The organism is Blastococcus sp. KM273129 (assembly GCF_021698995.1).
Classification (GTDB): domain Bacteria; phylum Actinomycetota; class Actinomycetes; order Mycobacteriales; family Geodermatophilaceae; genus Blastococcus.
The window spans coordinates 16,233-35,782 of the sequence record NZ_SSXB01000001.1; the positions used below are offsets into that span (position 1 = coordinate 16,233).

The 19,550-nt window shown below is 74.6% G+C and carries 20 protein-coding genes; 10 read left to right on the top strand and 10 right to left on the bottom strand.

Annotation, left to right across the window (positions count from 1 at the left end; all coding sequences use genetic code 11):
• Positions 1-14 precede the first annotated feature (14 nt).
• Entirely contained in the window at positions 15-506 is a 492-nt protein-coding gene (locus tag E9565_RS00085; protein ID WP_236827889.1) for a TetR/AcrR family transcriptional regulator, read from the top strand.
• Here the strand turns inward: E9565_RS00085 and E9565_RS00090 are convergent.
• Together E9565_RS00090 and E9565_RS00095 are read right to left on the bottom strand one after the other, a co-directional pair.
• Positions 482-991, bottom strand: a complete 510-nt coding sequence (locus E9565_RS00090; protein ID WP_236827890.1) for a GNAT family N-acetyltransferase — start codon at positions 989-991, stop codon at positions 482-484. The two genes, E9565_RS00085 and E9565_RS00090, sit on opposite strands and share 25 nt — an antisense overlap.
• The gene (locus tag E9565_RS00095) at positions 988-1,995 is read right to left on the bottom strand and encodes a PfkB family carbohydrate kinase (protein ID WP_236833723.1); all 1,008 of its coding nucleotides are present in this window, start codon (positions 1,993-1,995) and stop codon (positions 988-990) included. The genes E9565_RS00090 and E9565_RS00095 overlap by 4 nt, the downstream gene beginning before the upstream one ends.
• A 117-nt stretch (positions 1,996-2,112) precedes the next feature.
• Between E9565_RS00095 and E9565_RS00100 the strand changes: the two genes are divergently transcribed.
• On the top strand, positions 2,113-2,949 hold the full coding sequence (locus E9565_RS00100) for a PspA/IM30 family protein (protein ID WP_236827892.1): 837 nt from the start codon (positions 2,113-2,115) through the stop codon (positions 2,947-2,949).
• 57 nt (positions 2,950-3,006) lie between these two features.
• Here E9565_RS00100 and E9565_RS00105 read toward each other — a convergent pair whose 3' ends face one another.
• Entirely contained in the window at positions 3,007-3,864 is an 858-nt protein-coding gene (locus tag E9565_RS00105) for a DNA-formamidopyrimidine glycosylase family protein (RefSeq protein ID WP_236827893.1), read from the bottom strand.
• A gap of 98 nt (positions 3,865-3,962) precedes the next feature.
• On the opposite strand from E9565_RS00105, the gene E9565_RS00110 reads away from it, so the two are divergent.
• Positions 3,963-4,547, top strand: a complete 585-nt coding sequence (locus tag E9565_RS00110) for an antibiotic biosynthesis monooxygenase (RefSeq protein ID WP_236827894.1) — start codon at positions 3,963-3,965, stop codon at positions 4,545-4,547.
• Between the two features lie 15 nt (positions 4,548-4,562).
• On the opposite strand, the gene E9565_RS00115 is transcribed toward E9565_RS00110, so the two are convergent.
• Positions 4,563-9,167, bottom strand: coding sequence for an ATP-dependent helicase (locus tag E9565_RS00115; protein WP_236833725.1), 4,605 nt, complete (start codon positions 9,165-9,167; stop codon positions 4,563-4,565).
• Between the two features lie 91 nt (positions 9,168-9,258).
• On the opposite strand from E9565_RS00115, the gene E9565_RS00120 reads away from it, so the two are divergent.
• The 4 genes from E9565_RS00120 to E9565_RS00135 all read left to right on the top strand — a co-directional run bounded on the left by E9565_RS00120 (position 9,259) and on the right by E9565_RS00135 (position 12,749).
• On the top strand, positions 9,259-10,536 hold the full coding sequence (locus E9565_RS00120) for an MFS transporter (RefSeq protein ID WP_236826179.1): 1,278 nt from the start codon (positions 9,259-9,261) through the stop codon (positions 10,534-10,536).
• 146 nt (positions 10,537-10,682) lie between these two features.
• Positions 10,683-10,877 carry a DUF3046 domain-containing protein gene (locus E9565_RS00125; protein WP_236826176.1) on the top strand — a complete coding sequence of 65 codons (195 nt, stop codon included), beginning with the start codon at positions 10,683-10,685 and terminating at the stop codon, positions 10,875-10,877.
• Positions 10,878-11,053: 176 nt separating this feature from the next.
• Entirely contained in the window at positions 11,054-12,091 is a 1,038-nt protein-coding gene (gene recA / locus E9565_RS00130; protein WP_236826175.1) for a recombinase RecA, read from the top strand.
• 7 nt (positions 12,092-12,098) lie between these two features.
• The gene (locus tag E9565_RS00135; protein ID WP_236826174.1) at positions 12,099-12,749 is read left to right on the top strand and encodes a regulatory protein RecX; all 651 of its coding nucleotides are present in this window, start codon (positions 12,099-12,101) and stop codon (positions 12,747-12,749) included.
• A gap of 82 nt (positions 12,750-12,831) precedes the next feature.
• On the opposite strand, the gene E9565_RS00140 is transcribed toward E9565_RS00135, so the two are convergent.
• From E9565_RS00140 to E9565_RS00160, 5 genes are all read right to left on the bottom strand, one after another.
• Positions 12,832-13,296 (bottom strand): hypothetical protein, encoded by a 465-nt coding sequence (locus tag E9565_RS00140; RefSeq protein WP_236826173.1) that lies wholly within the window; start codon positions 13,294-13,296, stop codon positions 12,832-12,834.
• A 111-nt stretch (positions 13,297-13,407) separates the two neighbouring features.
• Positions 13,408-14,307 carry an amino acid ABC transporter permease gene (locus E9565_RS00145; RefSeq protein WP_236826172.1) on the bottom strand — a complete coding sequence of 300 codons (900 nt, stop codon included), beginning with the start codon at positions 14,305-14,307 and terminating at the stop codon, positions 13,408-13,410.
• On the bottom strand, positions 14,304-14,957 hold the full coding sequence (locus tag E9565_RS00150) for an amino acid ABC transporter permease (protein ID WP_236826171.1): 654 nt from the start codon (positions 14,955-14,957) through the stop codon (positions 14,304-14,306). The genes E9565_RS00145 and E9565_RS00150 overlap by 4 nt, the downstream gene beginning before the upstream one ends.
• A 92-nt stretch (positions 14,958-15,049) precedes the next feature.
• Positions 15,050-15,940, bottom strand: a complete 891-nt coding sequence (locus E9565_RS00155; RefSeq protein ID WP_236826170.1) for a glutamate ABC transporter substrate-binding protein — start codon at positions 15,938-15,940, stop codon at positions 15,050-15,052.
• A 38-nt stretch (positions 15,941-15,978) separates the two neighbouring features.
• Positions 15,979-16,734 carry an amino acid ABC transporter ATP-binding protein gene (locus E9565_RS00160; protein ID WP_236826169.1) on the bottom strand — a complete coding sequence of 252 codons (756 nt, stop codon included), beginning with the start codon at positions 16,732-16,734 and terminating at the stop codon, positions 15,979-15,981.
• A gap of 179 nt (positions 16,735-16,913) precedes the next feature.
• Between E9565_RS00160 and E9565_RS00165 the strand changes: the two genes are divergently transcribed.
• Together E9565_RS00165 and E9565_RS00170 are read left to right on the top strand one after the other, a co-directional pair.
• Positions 16,914-17,159, top strand: coding sequence for a hypothetical protein (locus E9565_RS00165; protein ID WP_236833727.1), 246 nt, complete (start codon positions 16,914-16,916; stop codon positions 17,157-17,159).
• 12 nt (positions 17,160-17,171) lie between these two features.
• Positions 17,172-17,690, top strand: a complete 519-nt coding sequence (locus E9565_RS00170) for a hypothetical protein (protein WP_236833729.1) — start codon at positions 17,172-17,174, stop codon at positions 17,688-17,690.
• A 24-nt stretch (positions 17,691-17,714) separates the two neighbouring features.
• Here E9565_RS00170 and E9565_RS00175 read toward each other — a convergent pair whose 3' ends face one another.
• A complete protein-coding gene (locus tag E9565_RS00175; RefSeq protein ID WP_308196064.1) occupies positions 17,715-17,927 on the bottom strand; it encodes a helix-turn-helix domain-containing protein in 213 nt (70 codons plus the stop codon).
• 140 nt (positions 17,928-18,067) lie between these two features.
• Here E9565_RS00175 and miaB point away from each other — a divergent pair, with 140 nt between their 5' ends.
• Positions 18,068-19,546 (top strand): tRNA (N6-isopentenyl adenosine(37)-C2)-methylthiotransferase MiaB, encoded by a 1,479-nt coding sequence (miaB, locus tag E9565_RS00180; RefSeq protein ID WP_236833731.1) that lies wholly within the window; start codon positions 18,068-18,070, stop codon positions 19,544-19,546.
• Positions 19,547-19,550: the final 4 nt, after the last annotated feature.

The following is a 19,550-nucleotide window of genomic DNA, read 5'->3' on the forward strand; positions in this document are numbered from 1 at the left end:
CCGCACCGGGCGGAGTGAACCGCACCCGGGCCGAGCTCCTCGCGGGGGCCGCCGAGGCCTTCGCCGCCCAGGGGCTGCGGCGCGCCACCATGCAGTCGGTCGCGGCCGCGACCGGGGTCGCCAAGGCCACGCTCTACAACTACTTCCGCACCAAGGACGAGGTGGCGCGGGCGCTGCTGGCCGCGGAGCTGCAGCGGCTCGCCGACCTGGCCGGGGGCCTGCCCCCGGCTGCCGGGCTGGCCGTGCTCGCCGACGAGCTCGCCACCCACCCCGTGCTGCGCCGGCTCGCCGCCACCGAGCCGGACCGGCTGGTCGAGCTGCTGGCACCGGGCGAGCCGGCATGGGCGGCGCTCACCGGACGGCTGGCCGCCGTGCTCGGCACCGACGACGACGGGGCGCAGCTGGCCGGCCGGTGGCTGGTCGGCGTGGTGCTGCAGCCGGGGCTCACCACGCAGCGGCGCCGGCAGGCGGCGCTGCTGGGTCAGCTGCTGGGTCCCACCGGCTGAGCGAGGGGCAGCCGGCGGGTGAACACCACCCGGTCGGCGCCGGGACCGGCGTGCCCGGGGGAGGGGGCCGGGGAGGCCCCGAACCGGGCGGCCAGCGCGGTGGGCCCGGCGTCCCCGGGCAGGGCGACGCCCTGCGCGACGCGCGCGCCCACCTCCGAGGCCAGGCCGGCGAAGCGCTCCAGCAACCGGGTGGCGACGCCGCGCCCGCGCCAGGACGGGTGGACGGCGACGGCCTGGACGACGGCGAGGCGGTCGGCGCTCACGACGCCGAGCAGGTAGCCCGCGTCGTCGTCGTCCGGCGTGAGGGCGACCGCGCCGAAGCCGCCCAGCTGGTGGAAGAACACCGGGTCGTGCAGCGCCGCGACGGCGTCGCCGTCGAGCGGGGAGCCCGCCCAGAACTCGGCGCGACGGGTGAGCAGCCGGCCGCGCAGGGCACCGGCCGCGAGCTCCTCGAAGCCCACCAGCCGCAGGTCGCCGGCGATCACCCGTCGCCCCGTGCCGCCGCCAGCTCCGCGCGCGTGGGGGGATCGGCGCCGACCCGGGTGCAGTTGACCGCGGCCACGAGTGCGGCGTCGTCGACCAGCGCGAGCAACCGGTCGTCCGTGACGGCGTCCAGGTCGGCGCGCGTGGTGAGCCCGGCGGCCAGCAGGCCGGTCAGGAGCCCGGCGGCCAGGGAGTCGCCGGCCCCGACGGTGTCGACCACGGGCACGCGTGGGATCTCCCGGCGCAGCACGGGCCGACCGGGCCGGGCGATGCGCAGCGGCGCGCCACCGTCGGTGAGCACCACCAGCGCGGGCCCGCGGCCGGCCCAGCGGCTGGCCGCGTCGTCCAGGTCGGTGGCGTCCGGTTCCAGCCAGGCGAGGTCCTCGGCGCTGACCTTCACGACGTCGGCCCGGCGGACGAGCTCGTCCAGGCGGTCGGTGACGGCGGCGCGGTCGTTGCCCAGCGAGGCGCCGACCGGACCGTCGGCGAGCGGGGGGCGGACGTTGGGGTCGACGCTGATCAACGCGTGGCCCGACAGCCGGCGGACCAGCCGCGCGATCGCCCCGCTGCCGGGCTCGGTCCAGCTGGAGATGGAGCCGACGTGCAGCGCGCCGACTGCCTCGGGGAGGACCCCGGCGAGCTCCTCGTCGGTCCACTGCCAGTCGGCGGCACCGAGCACGTGGAAGCCGTAGTCCGGGGAGCCGTCGGCGCCGACGCCGACCACGGCCAGGCTGACCGGTTCGGTGGCGTCGACGAAGCCGGCCGTGTCGACGCCGGCCGCCTCGGCGTGCCGGCGGAGGTTCAGGGCGAGCGGGCCGGTGCCGAGCCGGGCCAGCAGCCGCACCGGGGCCTCGAGGCGCGCGGCGGCGACGGCGACGTTGAGCGCGTTGCCACCCGGGCGGGCGACGTAGTGCGGTGCGGTGCTGCCGGCCGCGGCGCCGGGAACGGGCAGCAGGTCGACGACGAGCTCCCCGAGGACGCAGAGGACAGGCGTGGCAGGCGGCACGCTGGGCACCCTAACCGCGGCGCGGACGGCCCGCGTCGGTTGCCGACGGTGATCACCTGGGACGATGCTGGGTGACGAGCATCGCCGGGCCGGCAACCGCCGGAGCAGGAGGACCCCATGCCCAACCCGTTCGTGAAGCTGTGGAAGTACCTCACCGCTTCGGCCAACGCCCAGATCGACCAGCGGGCCGACCCGAAGATCCAGATCGCGCAGGCGATCGAGGCCGAGCAGCAGCGGCACCAGTCGCTGGCGAACCAGGCCGCCGCGGTGCTGGGCAACCAGCGGCAGCTGGAGATGCGGCTGAACCGGCAGCTGAGCGAGGTCGAGAAGCTGCAGGCCTCCGCCCGCCAGGCGCTGGTGCTGGCCGACCAGACGCGGGCCAAGGGAGATGCGGCGAAGGCGGCCGAGTACGAGCAGGCCGCGCAGGCGTTCGCCACCCAGCTGGTGGCTGCCGAGCAGTCGATGGAGGACCTCAAGCGCAGCCACGACGAGGCGCTGCAGGCCGCCGAGCAGGCGCGCGGCGCGGTCGAGCAGTCCCGCATGCGGCTGCAGACGACGCTGGCCGAGCGCACCAAGCTGATGAGCCAGCTGGAGCAGGCGAAGATGCAGGAGCACGTCGCCGCCTCCATGAAGCAGGTCAACGAGCTCTCCGCGCCGGGCAACACCCCGAGCCTGTCCGAGGTCCGGGACAAGATCGAGGCCCGCTACGCCAACGCGCTCGGCCAGGCCGAGCTGGCGCAGTCGTCGGTCGAGGGGCGCATGCTCGAGGTGCAGAAGGCCACCCTCGACGTGGCCGGTGCCTCGCGGCTGGACCAGATCCGCGCGTCGATGGGCGGCGGCACGCCGGCCGTCGAGGGCAGCAGTGCCGCGGGCGCCATCGAGCAGGGGACGCCGGCACCGGAGCAGGCCACGCAGCCCCAGGCACAGCCCGCGGAGCGGCCCGACCCGGCCTGACCCGACCGGCCACGTCCGGCCCCGCGGCCCCGTGCGGGCGGCGGGGCGGACGGCGTCTCAGCCGGGGGTGGCGACCGGCCGGGGCCTCCCCGGTTCGCCGGTGCGCGCCGTCGGCGAGATGGCGGAGTCCGCCGCCTGGCAGTGCGGGCACCAGTAGGTGACCCGCTCCTGCAGGTGCGGCCCCTGGTCGCCCATGAGGATCGGCGTGCCGCAGCGGCGGCAGGGCTTGCCCTTCCGCCCGTAGACCCAGTGGTCGTGGCCGCGGCGCAGGTCACCGGTGGTGCTCTGCTCGGGGTGCTCGAGGTTTGCCCGCATGAGCCGCTGGGCCCGCTCCAGCAGGGGCGCCAGCCGGGCGTCCACGTCGGCCACGCGTGCCCACGGGTGCAGGCCCAGCAGGAACAGCGACTCGACCTTGTAGAGGTTGCCGATGCCGGCCACGTTGCGCTGGTCGAGGATCGCGACGCCGACCTGCTCGTCGGGCCGGGCGCGGATGCGGCGCAGCGCCTCGTCGAGGCTCCAGTCGGGGGACAGGATGTCGGGGCCGAGGTGGCCGACGAGCCGGTCCTCCTCGGCCGTCGGCACGATGTCGACGTCGTGCAGCCGGTAGCCGACGCACTCCCACTCGTCGGTGGCCAGGACGACGCGGACGTCGTAGCCGGGTCCACCCCGCCAGCGGGCGCCCGGCCGGTAGATGTGCCAGCTGCCGTCCATCCGGAAGTGGGTGCGCAGCGTGCGACCGTCGGCGAGCCGGATCAGCAGGTGCTTGCCGCGGGGGACGACCTCGGTGACGGCCGCGCCGGCGAGGTCGAGGGCGGCCAGCTGGGGGAGCCGGAACTCGCCGCGGCGCAGCGTGCTGCCGGCGAGCGCGGTGTTCATCCGCTTCGCCGCCAGCCAGACGGTGTCTCCCTCGGGCACGCCGACCATGATCCCCGGCAGCGCACGGACCCGCCCCCTGGGTGTGAGAGGCCCGACAACCGGGAAGCGGCAGGTCGCGCCGCGTGCTGCTCCCTGCCGTGAGCGTGCCCCTGCGACTGCGCACCCGGCTCGGGAGCGCACCCACCGCCCCCGACCACCAGCCGGTCACCGTCACCGTCGCCCGCGTGGTGCGACCGGACCGGCGGGCGGCGTTCGAGCGGGCGGCCCGCGCAGTGCTGGCCGAGGCAGCGAACTTCTCGGGCAACCTGGGCGCGTCGCTGCTGCACCCGGGCGAGGGCAGTTCCGAGTACCACCTGGTCTACCGCTTCGCCGACGCCGACTCGCTGGCCGCGTGGGAGCGCTCGCCGGAGCGGCAGGCGTTCCTGGCCCGGTTGCCGGGGATGGTCGAGGACGAGCGGGTCGCGCGGGCGGTGGGGCTGGAAAGCTTCTTCGCCGTTCCGCCGCGGCCGGGGCCGGCCTGGCGCAGCTGGCTGCTCACGGTCCTCGTCGTGCTCGCGTTCACCTCGAGCTTCCAGGTGCTCGCCCTGCCGCTGGTCGAGGGCTGGCCGTGGCCGCTGCGGCTGCTGCTGTCCGCGGTCTACGTCGTCACCGCGCTGCGCCTGCTCATGCCGCGGCTGAGCCGCTGGTGCGCCCCCTGGTTGCAGGGCTCCCGCCGCCGCTGACCCTGGTGCGGCGGCTCAGCCGCGCAGGCGCAGGCCGCGCGGGGTCGCGGCGAAGCCGGCCGCCTGGAGCGCGCCGCTGAGCGGCGTCGACTCGTGCACCGAGGCGCCGTCGGCCTTCTGCACGACCATGCGGCCGAGGGCTCCGGCCGAGACCGCCCCGGACAGCGCTGTCGCCGCCTCCTTGAGCACCTGCTCCTCCTCGGTCCACGACAGCAGCGTCTTGCCGCCGCGCTCGACGTACAGCACGAGGTCGCCGTCGACGAGGACGACCAGCGCGCCCGCCTTGCGCCCGGCCCGGTGCCCGCTCTTCCGGCCGGCGCCGGCGCCCTCGCCGATGTCGACGGCCGCCTCCTCGCTCCCGGGCCGCTCCGGCCACGGCAGGGCGGCGCCGTAGACGTTGGCCGGGTCGGTGGCGGCCAGCACGACGGCGCCCGCCGGCACCCGGTCGGGCGAGGCGAAGCTGCGCAGCCGGTCCACCGAGCCGGGGGTGCCGAACTGGGCCGCGCCGAGGGTCTCCACGAAGTAGCCGCGGCGGGCCCGGCCGTTCTCCTCGAACGCCCGCAGCACCGGGTAGACCGCGGAGAACCCCCCGGCCACCTGCTCCGCCATGACCGCGCCACGGGTGAGGACGCCGTGCCGCTCCAGCAGCGCCTCGGCGCGCGCGGTGGTGCGCCGGGTGGCGTTGGCCTCGCGGTCGGGCAGCCGCGACCAGCGCCCGGCCACCGTGGGCGGCCCGCTGCGGGTGGGCAGGGCGGCGCGGCTCAGCCGCGGCCGCCCGTACCGGGTACGGGTGACCCGCGGGGCGGAGGCCGCCCGCTTGTGGGTGCCGCCGCCTGCCAGCCGGGTGCGCAGCGGGGCCAGGGTGTCGTTGGTCAGGGCGCCGGCCCACACCAGGTCCCAGACCAGGTCGGCCAGGGCGGCGTCGTCGGTGGCGCCGAGGGCGTCGGAGAGGCCGCGGAAGAACAGCGCCTGGCCACCGGCGAGCAGGTCCAGCACCGGCTGACCCTCCCCGGGCACCTCGAGCTGCTCGGGCAGCAGCAGCGGCGCGAGGTCGGCGGGCACCAGGCTGAGCCAGCCGTCGCCGCCAGGCAGGCCGCCGGCCCCGGCCCACAGCACCTCACCGGCGCTGGTCAGCTCGTCCAGCATGGCGGGCGAGTAGTCGCGCACCCGGGCCGGAAGCACCAGCGACTCCAGGGCGCTGGCCGGCACCAGCGCCCCGGCGAGCTGCTCGACGACCGCCAGCACGCCGTCGGCCCCGCGCAGCCGGCTGCCGACCGCCTGCCAGGACGGGGTGAAACGGGCGAGCGTGCCGGTGGGCACCGGCTCGACCTCCTGGCGCAGCTTGGCGAGGCTGCGCCGGCGGATGGACCGCAGCACGTCGGCGTCGCACCACTCCTGGCCGGTGCCGCCGGGGCGGAACTCGCCGGAGACCAGCCGGCCGGTGCCGGTGAGCCGCTGGACCGTCGCGGTCACCACGGCGACGCCGAGGCCCAGCCGCGCGGCCGCCTCGGCCGGCTGGAAGGGTCCGTGGGTGCGGGCGTAGCGGCCGACCAGGTCGCCCAGCGGGTCGGCGACGGGCTCGGTGAAGACCTCGGGCACCCCGACGGGCAGTGCGGTGCCCAGGGCGTCGCGGAGCCGGCCGGCGTCCTCGATGGCGACGTATCGCTCCTCGCCCGCGATGCGGACCACCAGCGCGCGCCGGGCGGCGACGAGTTCGTCGAGCCACTCCTGCGGCACCCCGCGGCGCGCGGCTTCGTCCGCGGTGAGGTCGCCGACCACCCGGAGCAGGTCCCCGGCGCCGTCGACGTCGCGCGGGTGCCGTGACCGGGGGAGCCGCTGCAGCTCCGCCTCGATCTCGGCGATCGCCTCGCCGTCGAGCAGCTCGCGCAGCTCGGAGCGGCCGAGCAGCTCGGCGAGCAGACCGGTGTCGAGCGCGAGCGCCTGCGCCCGGCGCTCGGCCAGCGGGGCGTCGCCCTCGTAGAGGAACTGGCCGACGTAGCCGAACAGCAACGACTGGGCGAAGGGGGAGGCGGTCTCGGTCTGCACGTCCACCACCCGCACCCGCCGGGCCCGCACGTCCGCCATCAGCTCGATCAGCCCGGGCACGTCGTAGACGTCCTGGAGCACCTCGCGGGCGGCTTCGAGGGTGATGGGGAAGGACGAGAACTCGCTGGCGACCGAGAGCAGCTGGGCGGCGCGCTGGCGCTGCTGCCACAGCGGTGTGCGGCGCCTCGGGTCGCGCCGGGGGAGGAGCAGCGCGCGGGCGGCGCACTCGCGGAACCGGCTGGCGAACAGCGCCGAGCTGCCGACCTCGGCGGTGACCTCGCGCTCGACGTCGTCGGGGTCGAGGACGGCCAGCTCGCCCTCCGGCGGCTCGCCGGTGGTGTCGGGCAGCCGCAGCACGATGCCGTCGTCGGAGTGCATGGACGACACGTCGACGCCGTACCGCTCGCGCAGCCGGGCAGCCAGCACGAGCGCCCACGGGGCGTTCACCTGCGCGCCGAACGGGGAGTGGACGACCAGCCGCCAGTCGCCCAGCTCGTCGCGGAAGCGCTCCACCAGCAGCGTGCGGTCGTCGGGGAGGTGGCCGGTGGCCGCCTTCTGCTCGGCGAGGTAGGCGGCCAGGTTGGCCGCGCCCCACTCGTCCAGGCCGGCGGCGCGCGCCCGCTCCAGGCCGGCCTCCGGGGTCGCCGAGCCGACCTCGCGCAGGAACGCGCCGAGCGCCCGCCCGAGCTCCAGCGGCCGGCCGGGGGCGTCACCGTGCCAGAACGGCATCTTGCCGGGCTGGCCGGGCGCGGGGGTGACCAGCACGCGGTCGTGGGTGATCTCCTCGATCCGCCAGGAGGAGGAGCCCAGGAGGAACACGTCGCCGGTCCGCGACTCGTAGACCATCTCCTCGTCCAGCTCACCGACCCGGCGGCCGCCGGTGCCCTCGCCGCCGACGAGGAAGACGCCGAACAGCCCGCGGTCGGGGATGGTGCCGCCGCTGGTGACCGCCAGCCGCTGGGCGCCGGCGCGCGCCGTGAGGGTGTCGGTGACGCGGTCCCAGGTGAGCCGCGGGCGCAGCTCGGCGAACGCGTCGGACGGGTAGCGCCCGGCCAGCATGTCGAGGACGGCGTGCAGCGCCGGCTCCGGCAGCGAGGCGAACGCCGCGGACCGGCGCACCAGCGCCCCGACCTCGTCGACGGTGCGCGGCCGCTCGGAGACGATCGCGACGATCTGCTGGGCGAGCACGTCCAGGGGGTTGCGCAGGTAGCGGATGGACTCGATCGCGCCGGCCTGCATCCGCTCGGCGACCAGCGCACACTGCACGAGGTCGCCGCGGTACTTCGGGAACAGCACCCCGCGGCTGACCGCACCGACCTGGTGGCCGGCCCGGCCGACGCGCTGCAGGCCGCTGGCGACCGTGGGGGGCGCCTCGACCTGGACGACCAGGTCGACCGCGCCCATGTCGATGCCCAGCTCGAGGCTGGAGGTGGCGACGACTGCGGGCAGCCGGCCGGACTTCAGCGCCTCCTCCACGATGGCCCGCTGCTCGCGGGAGACCGAGCCGTGGTGGGCCGCCGCGACGGGTCGGAAAGCCTCCGGCAGCCCGCCGCCGGAGCCGGCCTGCGCCATGAGCGCCGCGGCGTTGGTGCCCGGCGGCACCGGTTCGCCGGTCTGCCGCTCGTAGGCGAGCTCGTTGAGCCGGCTGGTCAGCCGCTCGGCGAGCCGGCGGGAGTTGGCGAAGACGATGGTGCTGCGGTGCGCCTGGACCAGGTCGAGCACCCGTTCCTCGACCGCGGGCCAGATGGAGTTGCGCGGCTGGTGGCCGGCCGCCGAGCCCTCCAGCTCCCCGGTGGGCTGGCCGAGCTCGCTCATGTCCTCGACCGGGACGACGACCGAGAGGTCCCACCGCTTCGTCGAGCCGGGGGAGACGACCTGCACCGGGCGCCCGCCGGCCAGGAAGGTGGCGACCTCCTCGATCGGCCGCACGGTGGCCGACAGCCCGATCCGCTGCGCCGGCCGCTCGAGCAGCTCGTCCAGCCGGTCGAGGGAGACGGCGAGGTGCGCGCCGCGCTTGGAGTCGGTGACGGCGTGCACCTCGTCGACGATCACGGTGTCCACGCCCCGGAGCGCCTCCCGCGCCTGGCTGGTGAGCAGCAGGAACAGCGACTCGGGGGTGGTGATCAGGATGTCCGGCGGGCGGCGGGCGAAGGTGCGCCGCTCGTCGGCCGGGGTGTCGCCCGAGCGGATGCCGACCTTGATCTCCGGCCGGGGCAGGCCCAGCCGTGCGGCGGCCTGGCCGATGCCGGCCAGCGGCGCGCGCAGGTTGCGCTCGACGTCGACGGCCAGCGCCTTCAGCGGCGAGACGTACAGCACCCGGCACCGGGTCCGCTCGTCGGCCGGCGGGGCGGCGGCCAGCCGGTCGAGCGACCACAGGAAGGCCGCGAGCGTCTTGCCCGAGCCGGTCGGTGCCACGACCAGGGCGTGCTCGCCGCTGCTGATCGCCTGCCACGCACCCTCCTGCGCCTCCGTCGGCTGCTCGAAGGCGCCGGTGAACCAGGCGCGCGTCGGCTCGGAGAAGCGGGCCAGGGCGCCGGGCCCCGCGGAGGGGCCGGAAGTCGGGCGGGCGGGCACGCGCTCAGTGTCCCCGCCGTGTACGACACTTCGCTGGTCGGCGGGGGCGCCGGCGGGCGGGGAGCACCTGCCCGGGGAGACGGGAGCGCACGTGGGACCGCTGCAGCAGCCGGAGGTCACGGTCGACGTCGCCCGCGTGCAGCGCCGCACGCTGGGCGTCCTCAGCGGCGGCGTGGCGCTGGCGGGGCTCGGCGTCACCGTCGGCATCACCGCCGGCGGGCTGCTGGCCCGCGATGTCGCCGGCACCGACTCCGCGGCCGGGCTCGGGCAGACCGCCGGTGTCCTCGGCGCGGCGGTCCTGGCGGTACCGCTGGCCCGGATCAGCGACGGCGCCGGCCGGCGGGCGGGGCTGGCCGTCGGCTACGGCCTCAGCGTGGTCGGCGCCGTGCTGACCGTCGTCGCCGCGGCGGCGTCGTCCCTGCTGGTGCTGCTCTGCGGGCTGTTCCTCTTCGGCGCCGCCACCGCATGCGGTCTGCAGTCCCGGTACGCCGCTGCCGACCTCGCGGAGGCCGAGCACCGCGGCCGGTCGCTCTCGCTGGTCGTGTGGGCCACGACGGTCGGCTCCGTCGTCGGCCCGAACCTGGCCGCGCCCGGTGCCGAGCTCGGCGAGGCGCTGGGGCTGCCCGCCCTCGGCGGCGTCTTCGTGGTGTCGGCGGTCGTCTTCGCCGTGGTGGCGGCGGGGTTCCTCCTGCTGCTGCGGCCCGACCCGCTGCTGCTGGCCCGGTCGCTGGGCGGCGGCGCCGGCGGGCCCCGCCCGCGGCAGGCCACCGGCACCGCCCTGCGCGCGGTGTGGGCGACCCCGGCCGGGCGGCTCGGGCTGACCTCGGTCGTCGTCGCCCACTCCGTGATGGTCGGCGTCATGGTGATGACGCCGGTGCACATGGGCCATGCCGGCGGCCCCGAGGGGGCGGTCCTGCGCCTGGTCGGCCTGGTCATCAGCGTGCACGTCGCCGGGATGTACCTGTTCTCCCCGCTGGTCGGGATGCTCGCCGACCGCGTCGGTGCGCCGTCGGTCGTCGCCCTGGGCGCCGCGCTCCTGCTGGCCGCGGCGGCGGTGTCGGGGACGGCGGCCCCCGAGGACTCGGTGCAGCTCGGTGCCGGGCTGCTGCTGCTGGGTCTGGGCTGGTCGTGCGGGCTGATCGCGGGGTCCGCGCTCGTCACCGGGTCGGTGGGGCCGGACCTGCGGCCGACCGCGCAGGGCGGCACGGACATGCTCATGGGCCTCGGGGCCGCGCTGGCCGGCGTGGTCGGCGGCCCGCTGCTGGCCTGGGGCGGCTTCGGCCTGGTGTCCGGCGTCTCCGCGGCGCTGGTGCTCCCGCTGGTCGCGGTGTGGCTGGGGGCGCGGGTCAGCGCCCGCGGTAGTTCCTGATCAGCAGCACGACGAGCGCGACGAGCGCGATCACGATGGCGATCTCGAGGACGGTGTCGAGCGTCGCGGAGCCGGTGCCCGGGATCATGCGCGCAAGGGTAGGGCGGCAACGGCGCGGCCGGGGGCCGACGGGTTAGCGTCGTGGTGTGCGGCTGCAGGAGTTCTGGTCCCGTCTGGACGGTCAGTTCGGGGCGATGCGCGCCCAGAGCGTGGCGCGCGACCACGTGTTCTCGGAGCTCGGCGGGCGCACCGCCGTGGACGCCATCGAGGCGGGCCTGCCCGTGCGCAAGGTCTGGCTGGCCGTCTGCGAGGCCTTCGACGTGCCGGTCAAGGAGCGCTGAAGGCCGACCGGGTGCCGGCCCGGCGTGTCGGCCTGGCGATCGAACACCTGTTCGGCCTACTGTGGCGTCCACAGGCCGGCTGGTCCTCCCCAGCCCGCCCCACGAACCGAAAACTGTCGGTGCCTCGCCCTAGCGTCGGTCCCGACCCGCTTCCCGCGAACCGAAGGTGACGCACCATGGCAGCAACGCTCGACCGCGACAAGGCCCTCGACATGGCCCTCGCCCAGATCGACAAGCAGTTCGGCAAGGGCTCGGTCATGCGCCTGGGCGACGAGACCGCCCAGGCGATCAAGGTCATCCCGACCGGGTCGATCGCCCTCGACATCGCCCTGGGCATCGGCGGCCTGCCGCGCGGCCGGGTCATCGAGGTCTACGGGCCGGAGTCCTCCGGTAAGACCACGGTCGCCCTGCACGCGGTGGCCAACGCCCAGGCCAACGGCGGCATCGCGGCCTTCATCGACGCCGAGCACGCGCTCGACCCGGAGTACGCCCGCGCCATCGGCGTGGACACCGACGCCCTCCTGGTCAGCCAGCCCGACACCGGTGAGCAGGCCCTCGAGATCGCCGACATGCTGATCCGCTCCGGCGCGCTCGACATCATCGTCATCGACTCGGTGGCGGCCCTGGTGCCCCGGGCCGAGATCGAGGGCGAGATGGGTGACAGCCACGTGGGTCTGCAGGCCCGCCTGATGAGCCAGGCGCTGCGCAAGATCACCGGTGCGCTGAGCAACTCCGGCACGACGGCGATCTTCATCAACCAGCTGCGCGAGAAGGTCGGTGTGGTCTACGGCTCGCCCGAGGTCACCACCGGTGGGCGCGCGCTGAAGTTCTACTCCTCCGTCCGGCTCGACGTCCGCCGCATCGAGACCCTCAAGCAGGGCACCGACGCGATCGGCAGCCGCACGCGGATCAAGGTCGTCAAGAACAAGGTGGCCGCGCCCTTCAAGCAGGCCGAGCTCGACATCCTCTGGGGTCAGGGCTTCAGTCGGGAGGGCGGCATCGTCGACGCCGGTGTCGAGCAGGGCATCGTGAAGAAGTCCGGCGCCTGGTACACCTACGAGGGCGACCAGCTGGGCCAGGGCAAGGAGAACGTCCGCAACTTCCTGCGGGACAACCCCGACCTGGCCGACGAGATCGAGAAGAAGGTCAAGGAGAAGCTGGGTATCGGCCCGAAGCTCGACGCCCCGGCGCCGGTCGACGCCCCCGACTTCTGACCTGCCGGTGGACGAACGGCCACCGAACCGCCGGCGCGGCCCCGGGGAGACCCGGGCCGGCCGGCGCCCGCGGACGCCGGGCGGCGACGATCCCCTGACCCCGGACGTCGCCCCCGGTTCCCCGGAGGATGACCTCGGTGACCCGGAGCAGGCGGCGCGGAACATCTGTCTCCGCGCGCTGACCGGTGCGCCCAAGACCCGGCAGCAGCTGGCCGACCTCCTCGCGAAGCGCGGTATCCCGGACGACGCCGCCGAGGCCGTGCTCGACCGGTTCACCGAGGTCGGGCTCATCGATGACGCGTCCTTCGCGCGGGCCTGGGTCAGCAGCCGGCAGGCCGGCCGCGGGCTCGCCCGGCGGGCGCTGTCCGCTGAGCTCCGGGCCAAGGGCGTCGATCCGGAGACCGCCGCGGAGGCGGTGCAGCTCGTCGGAGACGACGACGAGCGGGAGGCGGCCCGGCGGCTGGTGGAGCGCCGGGCGCCGGGCATGCGCCGGCTGGACCGCCAGACGGCCACCCGGCGGCTGATGGGCATGCTGGCCCGCAAGGGGTACAACGGTGGCCTCGCGGCGGCCGTGGTGCGCGAGGTCCTCGACGAGGTCGGCGCGGCGGAGGACGACGGCGCGGACGTGGAGTTCGACGAGGAGAGTGCGCTGCCCTGAGCGGCGGCTCCTCACCCCGGTGCGCGACGAGGCGGCCCGGATCGCCCGGGCCGCCTCGTCGCGTCTCCGCCGTCGCCCCGGCTCAGCCCGTGGCGAGCCAGGCGGTCACGTCGACGGCCAGCCCGTCGGAAGCCTCCTCGTCGTCCACCAGCCAGGCGGGGTCCCGGCGCTGGCCGTCGGCGAGCCACCGGGTGATCTCGCCGTCCAGCGCGCCGGCCGCCGGAGCGTCCGGCCGCCGCCGCTCACCGACGAAGGTCAGGTCGGTCTCGGTGCCGTCCGGGTAGCGGAACACCACGCGGCAGCGCGAGCGCCGGTGGCGGGCCGGCGGCACGACCTCCCGGACGACGGCGCTCTCGGCCCCGGCCGCGTCCGCGAACGCGGCGGCAGCGGCGCGGAGCCGGGTCACGAATTCCTGGCCGGCGTCGAGCCGGGCGGCCGCGGCCAGGACCGTCGGGACGGCCGCCTGCTCGGCGGGCGGGGTCGTCTCGGCCGAGGTCCGGGGGACCGGGGGCAGGTTGCGGCGCCCCGCCGCGTGCATCGTCTCCATCGTGAGGACCAGTGTCCCGACAGTTCCGCCCGTCAGCCGTTCGGCGCGCCCGGCTGGGACGAGTGGGTCGGACGGGAAAGTGCAGGTCAGCGCGGCGAGCCGCGCCGGTCGTCAGGCGCCGTCGCGTACCGGTGCCAGGTCTCCGCGGGCGGTCGCCTTCACGGCGGAACCGCCCCTCGCCTGCCGGGCCTGGATCCACTGGGCCAACCGCCCCAGTGCGTAGTTGATCGCGATGTAGAGCACCGCGATCACGAAGAACGTCTGGATCGGGTTCCCCAGGTTGCGCTGGATGCTCTCGCCCTGGCTGAGCAGCTCGTCGAAGTTGGCGATGAAGGTGACCAGCGAGGTGTCCTTGAGCACGACGATGAGCTGGCTGATGATCGCCGGCAGCATGGTCCGGAACGCCTGCGGGAGCAGCACGATGCGCATCGTCTGCCAGGACGTGAGCCCGGTCGCGAGCGCGGCTTCCCGCTGCCCCTTGGGCAGCGAGGCGACACCCGCCCGCACGATCTCGGCGAAGATCACCATGTTGTAGACGGTGAGCCCGATGACCAGGCCCCAGAAGACCTGCCCGCCGGGCAAGCCGCGCAGGTCGACGCCCACGTCGGGCAGCACGCGGACGCCGATGTACACGAGCACGACGACCGGGATGCCGCGGAAGAGCTCCACCAGGCCGATCAGCGGGATCCGGCCGACCCGGCCGAGCGAGAGCCGGGCCACCGCGATCAGCGTGCCGAGGACGATCGACAGCACCATGGCCACCGTGGCGGCCTTGAGCGTGTTGACGATGCCCTCGCCGATCAGGCGCCAGACGGCGTCGAAGGCGTCGTTGCCCGGATCGATGAGCGGTCCCCACTCCTCCATGGAGAACTGGCCGCGCTCGTCGAGCCGCCGGTAGACCACGAAGGCCAGGCCCAGGAGGGCGATGACCGCCACGACGGTGCCGATCAACGTGCGCCGGCGGGCACGCGGCCCCTGGGCGTCGTAGAGGACGGTCTGCTGCTGGCTCATCGGGCGATCGCCACCCTCCGCTCGAGGACCTGCAACAGCGCACCGGCGGTGAGCGTGATGATCAGGTAGCCGACGGCGACCCCGCCGACGAAGATGGGAAAGGTCTCGTAGCCGAGCGCGCTGGTGAGCCGCTGCCCGGTGCTCCACAGGTCACCGCCCACACCGAAGGCGCCGACGACGGCCGAGTTCTTCATCATGGCGATGACGACGCTGCCCAGCGGCGGGACCACGGTCCGCAGCGCCTGGGGGAGCACGACGTAGCGCAACCCCTGGGTGAAGTTGAGCCCGATCGAGCGGGCGGCCTCCGCCTGGCCCGCGGGGACGGAGTTGATCCCCGAGCGCACGGCCTCGCAGACGAACGCGGACGTGTAGAGCACCAGACCGAGCACGCCGAAGAAGAAGAACGACCGGTTGATGCCGAGTTCGGGGAGACCGAAGGCGCAGAAGACGAGCACCACGGTCAAGGGTGTGTTGCGGAACGTCGTGACCCAGAACGTGCCGAAGGCGCGCAGCGGCGGGATGGGGGAGACCCGGCAGGCGGCGATCAGCACCCCCAGCGGGAGCGTCCCCGCCAGCGCCCAGAGGATGATCTCCAGGGAGGTCAGGAAACCGTCGACGAACAGGTCGATGTTGTCGAGGACAGGACTCACTGGCTCTCTCTCGGCGCCGGCGCTCTCGGATCAGGACGGTGCCCCGCGGCCGGCCGGCGTTCCGGCCGGCCGGCCGCGGAGCGATCAGACGGTCAGGCGCACTCGTCGAACTCGGGCAGCTCGGGGGTCTCGGTGCCCTCGACCTGGCCCGCGGTGGCCTCCCACGCCTCCGTGTAGGCGTCCTCGTTCTCCCGGAGCGTCTCGTGGATGAACTCGCAGAAGGCGACGTCGCCCTTGGGGATGCCGATGCCGTAGGGCTCCTCGGTGAACTGCTCGCCGACGAGCTTGAACTCGCCGTCGCTCTCCGACACGAACCCGAGCAGGATGACGTTGTCGGTGGTGACGGCGTCGACCTGGCCGTTGCTCAGCGAGTCGGCGCACTGCGAGTACTCGTCGAAGAGGACCAGCTGGTCAGGGCTGGCGAGGTACTCGGTGATCTGCTCGGCCGGGGTGGAGCCGGTGACCGAGCACACCGTGGCGTCGGGGTTGTCGGTGAACGACTCCGGCCCGGTGATCTCGTCGTTGTCGGCGGCGACCATGATCTGCTGGCCGGCCGTGTAGTACGGGCCGGCGAAGGAGATCCGCTCCTTGCGGGTGTCGTTGATCGTGTACGTCGCGACGACCATGTCGACCTCGTCGCCCTCGAGGACCTCCTCGCGGACCGCGGACGGCGTCTGCACCCACTCGATGTCCTCCGGTGCGATGCCGAGGCCCCCGGCGATGATCTTGGCGATCTCGACGTCGAAGCCCTCCACCTCGCCCTCGAGGTTCTCCAGGCCGAAGCCGGGCTGGTCGAACTTGGTGCCGACCCGGATGGTGCCGGCCTCGGCCAGCTCCGCCATGGTCGTGCCGGCCTCGAACTCGGGAGCCTCGGCGACCTCGGGCTCGGGCGCGGCCGTGTCGTCCCCGCTGCCGCCGCAGGCGGCGAGGACGAGGGCGGTGGCGGTCATCGTGGCGGCGAGCGCACCTCTGCGGAAGCTCACGGGACGGGTCCTCTCGATCGTTCGTGCGGTCGGTGGTGTCAGTGGGTGAGGATCTTGGACAGGAAGTCCTTGGCGCGGTCCGAGCGCGGGTTGGTGAAGAACGACTCCGGTTCGGCCGCCTCCACGATCCGGCCGCCGTCCATGAAGACGACCCGGTTCGCCGCCCGCCGGGCGAAGCCCATCTCGTGGGTGACCACGACCATCGTCATGCCGTCCTTCGCCAGGCCGACCATGACGTCGAGGACCTCGTTGATCATCTCGGGGTCGAGCGCAGAGGTCGGCTCGTCGAAGAGCATCACCTTGGGTTCCATGGCCAGCGCCCGGGCGATCGCCACGCGCTGCTGCTGGCCGCCGGAGAGCTGGGCGGGGTGCTTGTCGGCCTGGCTCGCCACCCCGACGCGGTCGAGGAGTTCCCTGGCGCGCTTCTCGGCGTCCGCCTTCGACTTCTTGCGCACCTTGGTCGGCCCGAGGGTGACGTTCTCGAGGACGGTCTTGTGCGCGAAGAGGTTGAAGCTCTGGAACACCATGCCGACGTCGGCGCGCAGGCGGGCGAGCTCCTTGCCCTCCTCGGGCAACCGCTCGCCGTCGATGGTGATCTCGCCCTTCTCGATGGGTTCGAGGCGGTTGATCGCGCGGCACAGCGTCGACTTGCCCGAACCCGACGGCCCGATGACGACGACGACCTCGCCCCGGGCGATGTCGAGGTCGATGTCCTGCAGGACGTGCAGTTCGCCGAACCACTTGTTGACGCCGGACAGGCGGACGAGAGGCTCTCCGTTGGGACGGCTGGTCACCCTGGGGACCCTAAGGGCGCGAGGTCGCGGTTCCCGCACTGCGGGATCACGAAGGCGTAACGAACGCGGGCGGGCCGGGCGGTCAGCGGCCGGAGTCCGCCCGTTCGGGTGATCGCCCACCCCGAGTGGTCCCGCCGGTCCACGGGCAGCGGCGTGACGCCTCGGGCAGACTCGAGACGATGACCCCCCGACCGGCAGGCGCCGCCTCGGCGGCCGGCACGAACGCGACCTCGATCGGTGGGCCGCGCGCCGCTCGGCGGTGGACCTCCGTCGCGGGGGCCGTGGGTGCCGTGGTCCTCGCGGCCGGACTGATCCTCAACTACGCGCACATCAACGTCGCGCCCGAGCCCTCGTTCCGGCGCGCGCTCCTGGCAGAGGGGGCCCGCCTCTTCTACGCGGATGCGGAGGGCAACGCCTGGTCCTGATTCTCGGCGGCCTTGCTGGCGGTCCTGGCGGCTGCTCTCGCCGTGCTGTCGATCGCCGCCCGGTCGGAGGGTGGACCTGCGTCGCGGTACCGGGTCCTCGCCGGCGTCGCGCTCTTCCTCTCGCTCGACGAGGGGGCGCAGGTGCACGAGTTCCTGAACCAGGTGGGCGTGCGGGTGACCGACCGGCTGGGAACCTTCAACGCCTGGTTGATCCCGGGCGCGGGTGTGCTGCTCGTCGTCGGCGTGCTGCTCCTGTGGTTGGCGCGGGGCATCGAGCCGGCGCTGCGGCGACGGCTGGTCCTCGCCGGCGCCGTCTTCATGGCGGGTGCGGTCGGCATGGAGGCGCTCGGTGCCGCCTTCGCCCTCTCCAGCGATCTGCCGAACCCGTGGTTGACGGGTCGGTACCACCTGCTCGTCGCCGCGGAGGAGGGGTTGGAGATGGCCGGTGCGCTCATCGCCGTGCACGCGGTCGTGGCGAGGATCCGGGTGGACGTCCCCGGCGACGACCGGCGCCACCGCCGGTCGCGCTGACGGCGGTCGCGGGCAGTCTCGGCGCTACCCACCGGACCGTGGCGGCGCGACGGAGAAGAGCTCGGCCGGCTGGCAGGCCAACGCGTCGCAGATCGCGGTCAGCGTGGAGAAGCGCACCGCGCGCGCCCGCCCGTTCTTGAGCACGGAGAGGTCGACCACGGAGACGCCGACCCGCTCGGAGAGCTCGACGAGCGTCATGCCCCGCTCCTCCAGCAGCCGGTCGAGGTGGCACACCACCCGCTGGGCGGCGTCGTCCGGCGCCAGCGCCCGTCGTGGCGCGGGGTCACGGGGCGGTTCGTCGTCACTCCGCGGACCGTATCGACCGTCGATGGCAACGACCGGCGTTGCGCCCGCCGCGACGTACCCTTCCTCCTGTCATGAGCAGCGCAGCGCAGAGCCCCGCCCGCACCTACCGGGTGCGCACCTACGGGTGCCAGATGAACGTGCACGACTCCGAGCGCCTCTCGGGCCTGCTCGAGGCGGCCGGCTACACCGCCGCGGCGGAGGGGGACGACGCCGACATCGTCGTCCTCAACACCTGCGCGGTGCGCGAGAACGCCGACAACCGCCTGTACGGCAACCTCGGGCACCTGCGCCCGGTCAAGGACGCCCGCCCCGGCATGCAGATCGCCGTCGGTGGCTGCCTGGCGCAGAAGGACCGCGGGGAGATCGTGCGGCGCGCTCCCTGGGTCGACGTCGTCTTCGGGACGCACAACGTCGGCTCGCTGCCTGCGCTGCTCGACCGCGCGCGGCACAACGCCGAGGCCCAGGTGGAGATCGTCGAGTCGCTCGAGGTCTTCCCGTCGACCCTGCCGGCCAAGCGCGACTCCGCCTACTCGGGCTGGGTGTCGATCAGCGTCGGCTGCAACAACACCTGCACGTTCTGCATCGTCCCGGCGCTGCGCGGCAAGGAGAAGGACCGCCGACCCGGCGAGATCCTGGCCGAGGTGCAGGCGCTGGTGGACCAGGGCGTGCTCGAGGTGACGCTGCTCGGCCAGAACGTGAACAGCTACGGCAGCGACTTCGGCGACCGCGGCGCGTTCGCCGACCTGCTGCGGGCCACCGGCCGCATCGAGGGGCTGGAGCGGGTCCGCTTCACCAGCCCGCACCCGGCCATGTTCACCGACGACGTCATCGCCGCCATGGCCGAGACGCCGGCGGTGTGCCACCAGCTGCACATGCCGCTGCAGTCGGGGTCCGACGACGTCCTCAAGCGGATGCGCCGCGCCTACCGGCAGGAGCGCTACCTGGGCATCATCGACCGGGTCCGCGCCGCCATGCCCGACGCCGCGATCACCACGGACATCATCGTCGGCTTCCCGGGCGAGACCGAGGAGGACTTCCAGCAGACGCTGGAGGTGGTCCGGCGCGCCCGCTTCGCCAGCGCCTTCACCTTCCAGTACTCCAAGCGCCCCGGGACGCCGGCCGCCGAGATGGACGGGCAGCTGCCCAAGGAGGTCGTGCAGGAGCGCTACCTCCGGCTGACCGCGCTGCAGGACGAGATCAGCTGGGACGAGAACCGGGAGCTGGTCGGCCGGCGGGTGGAGCTGCTCGTCGCGGCGGGCGAGGGCAGCAAGGACGCCGCGCGCGGCCGGCTCTCCGGCCGGGCCCGCGACGGGCGCCTCGTGCACTTCACGGCGGCCGGGGGCGTGCGGCCGGGTGACGTCGTCGAGACCGTCGTCACCCAGGCCGCGCCGCACCACCTGGTCGCCGACGGCCCGCTGCTGTCCCACCGGCGCACCCGCGCCGGGGACGCGAGCGAGGCCGGTACCCGGCCGACGACGCCAGGCGTCTCGCTCGGCATGCCCCAGGTCGGCGTCCCCGCCCCGCTGCCGGTGCTCTCCAGCGGCTGCTGACCCC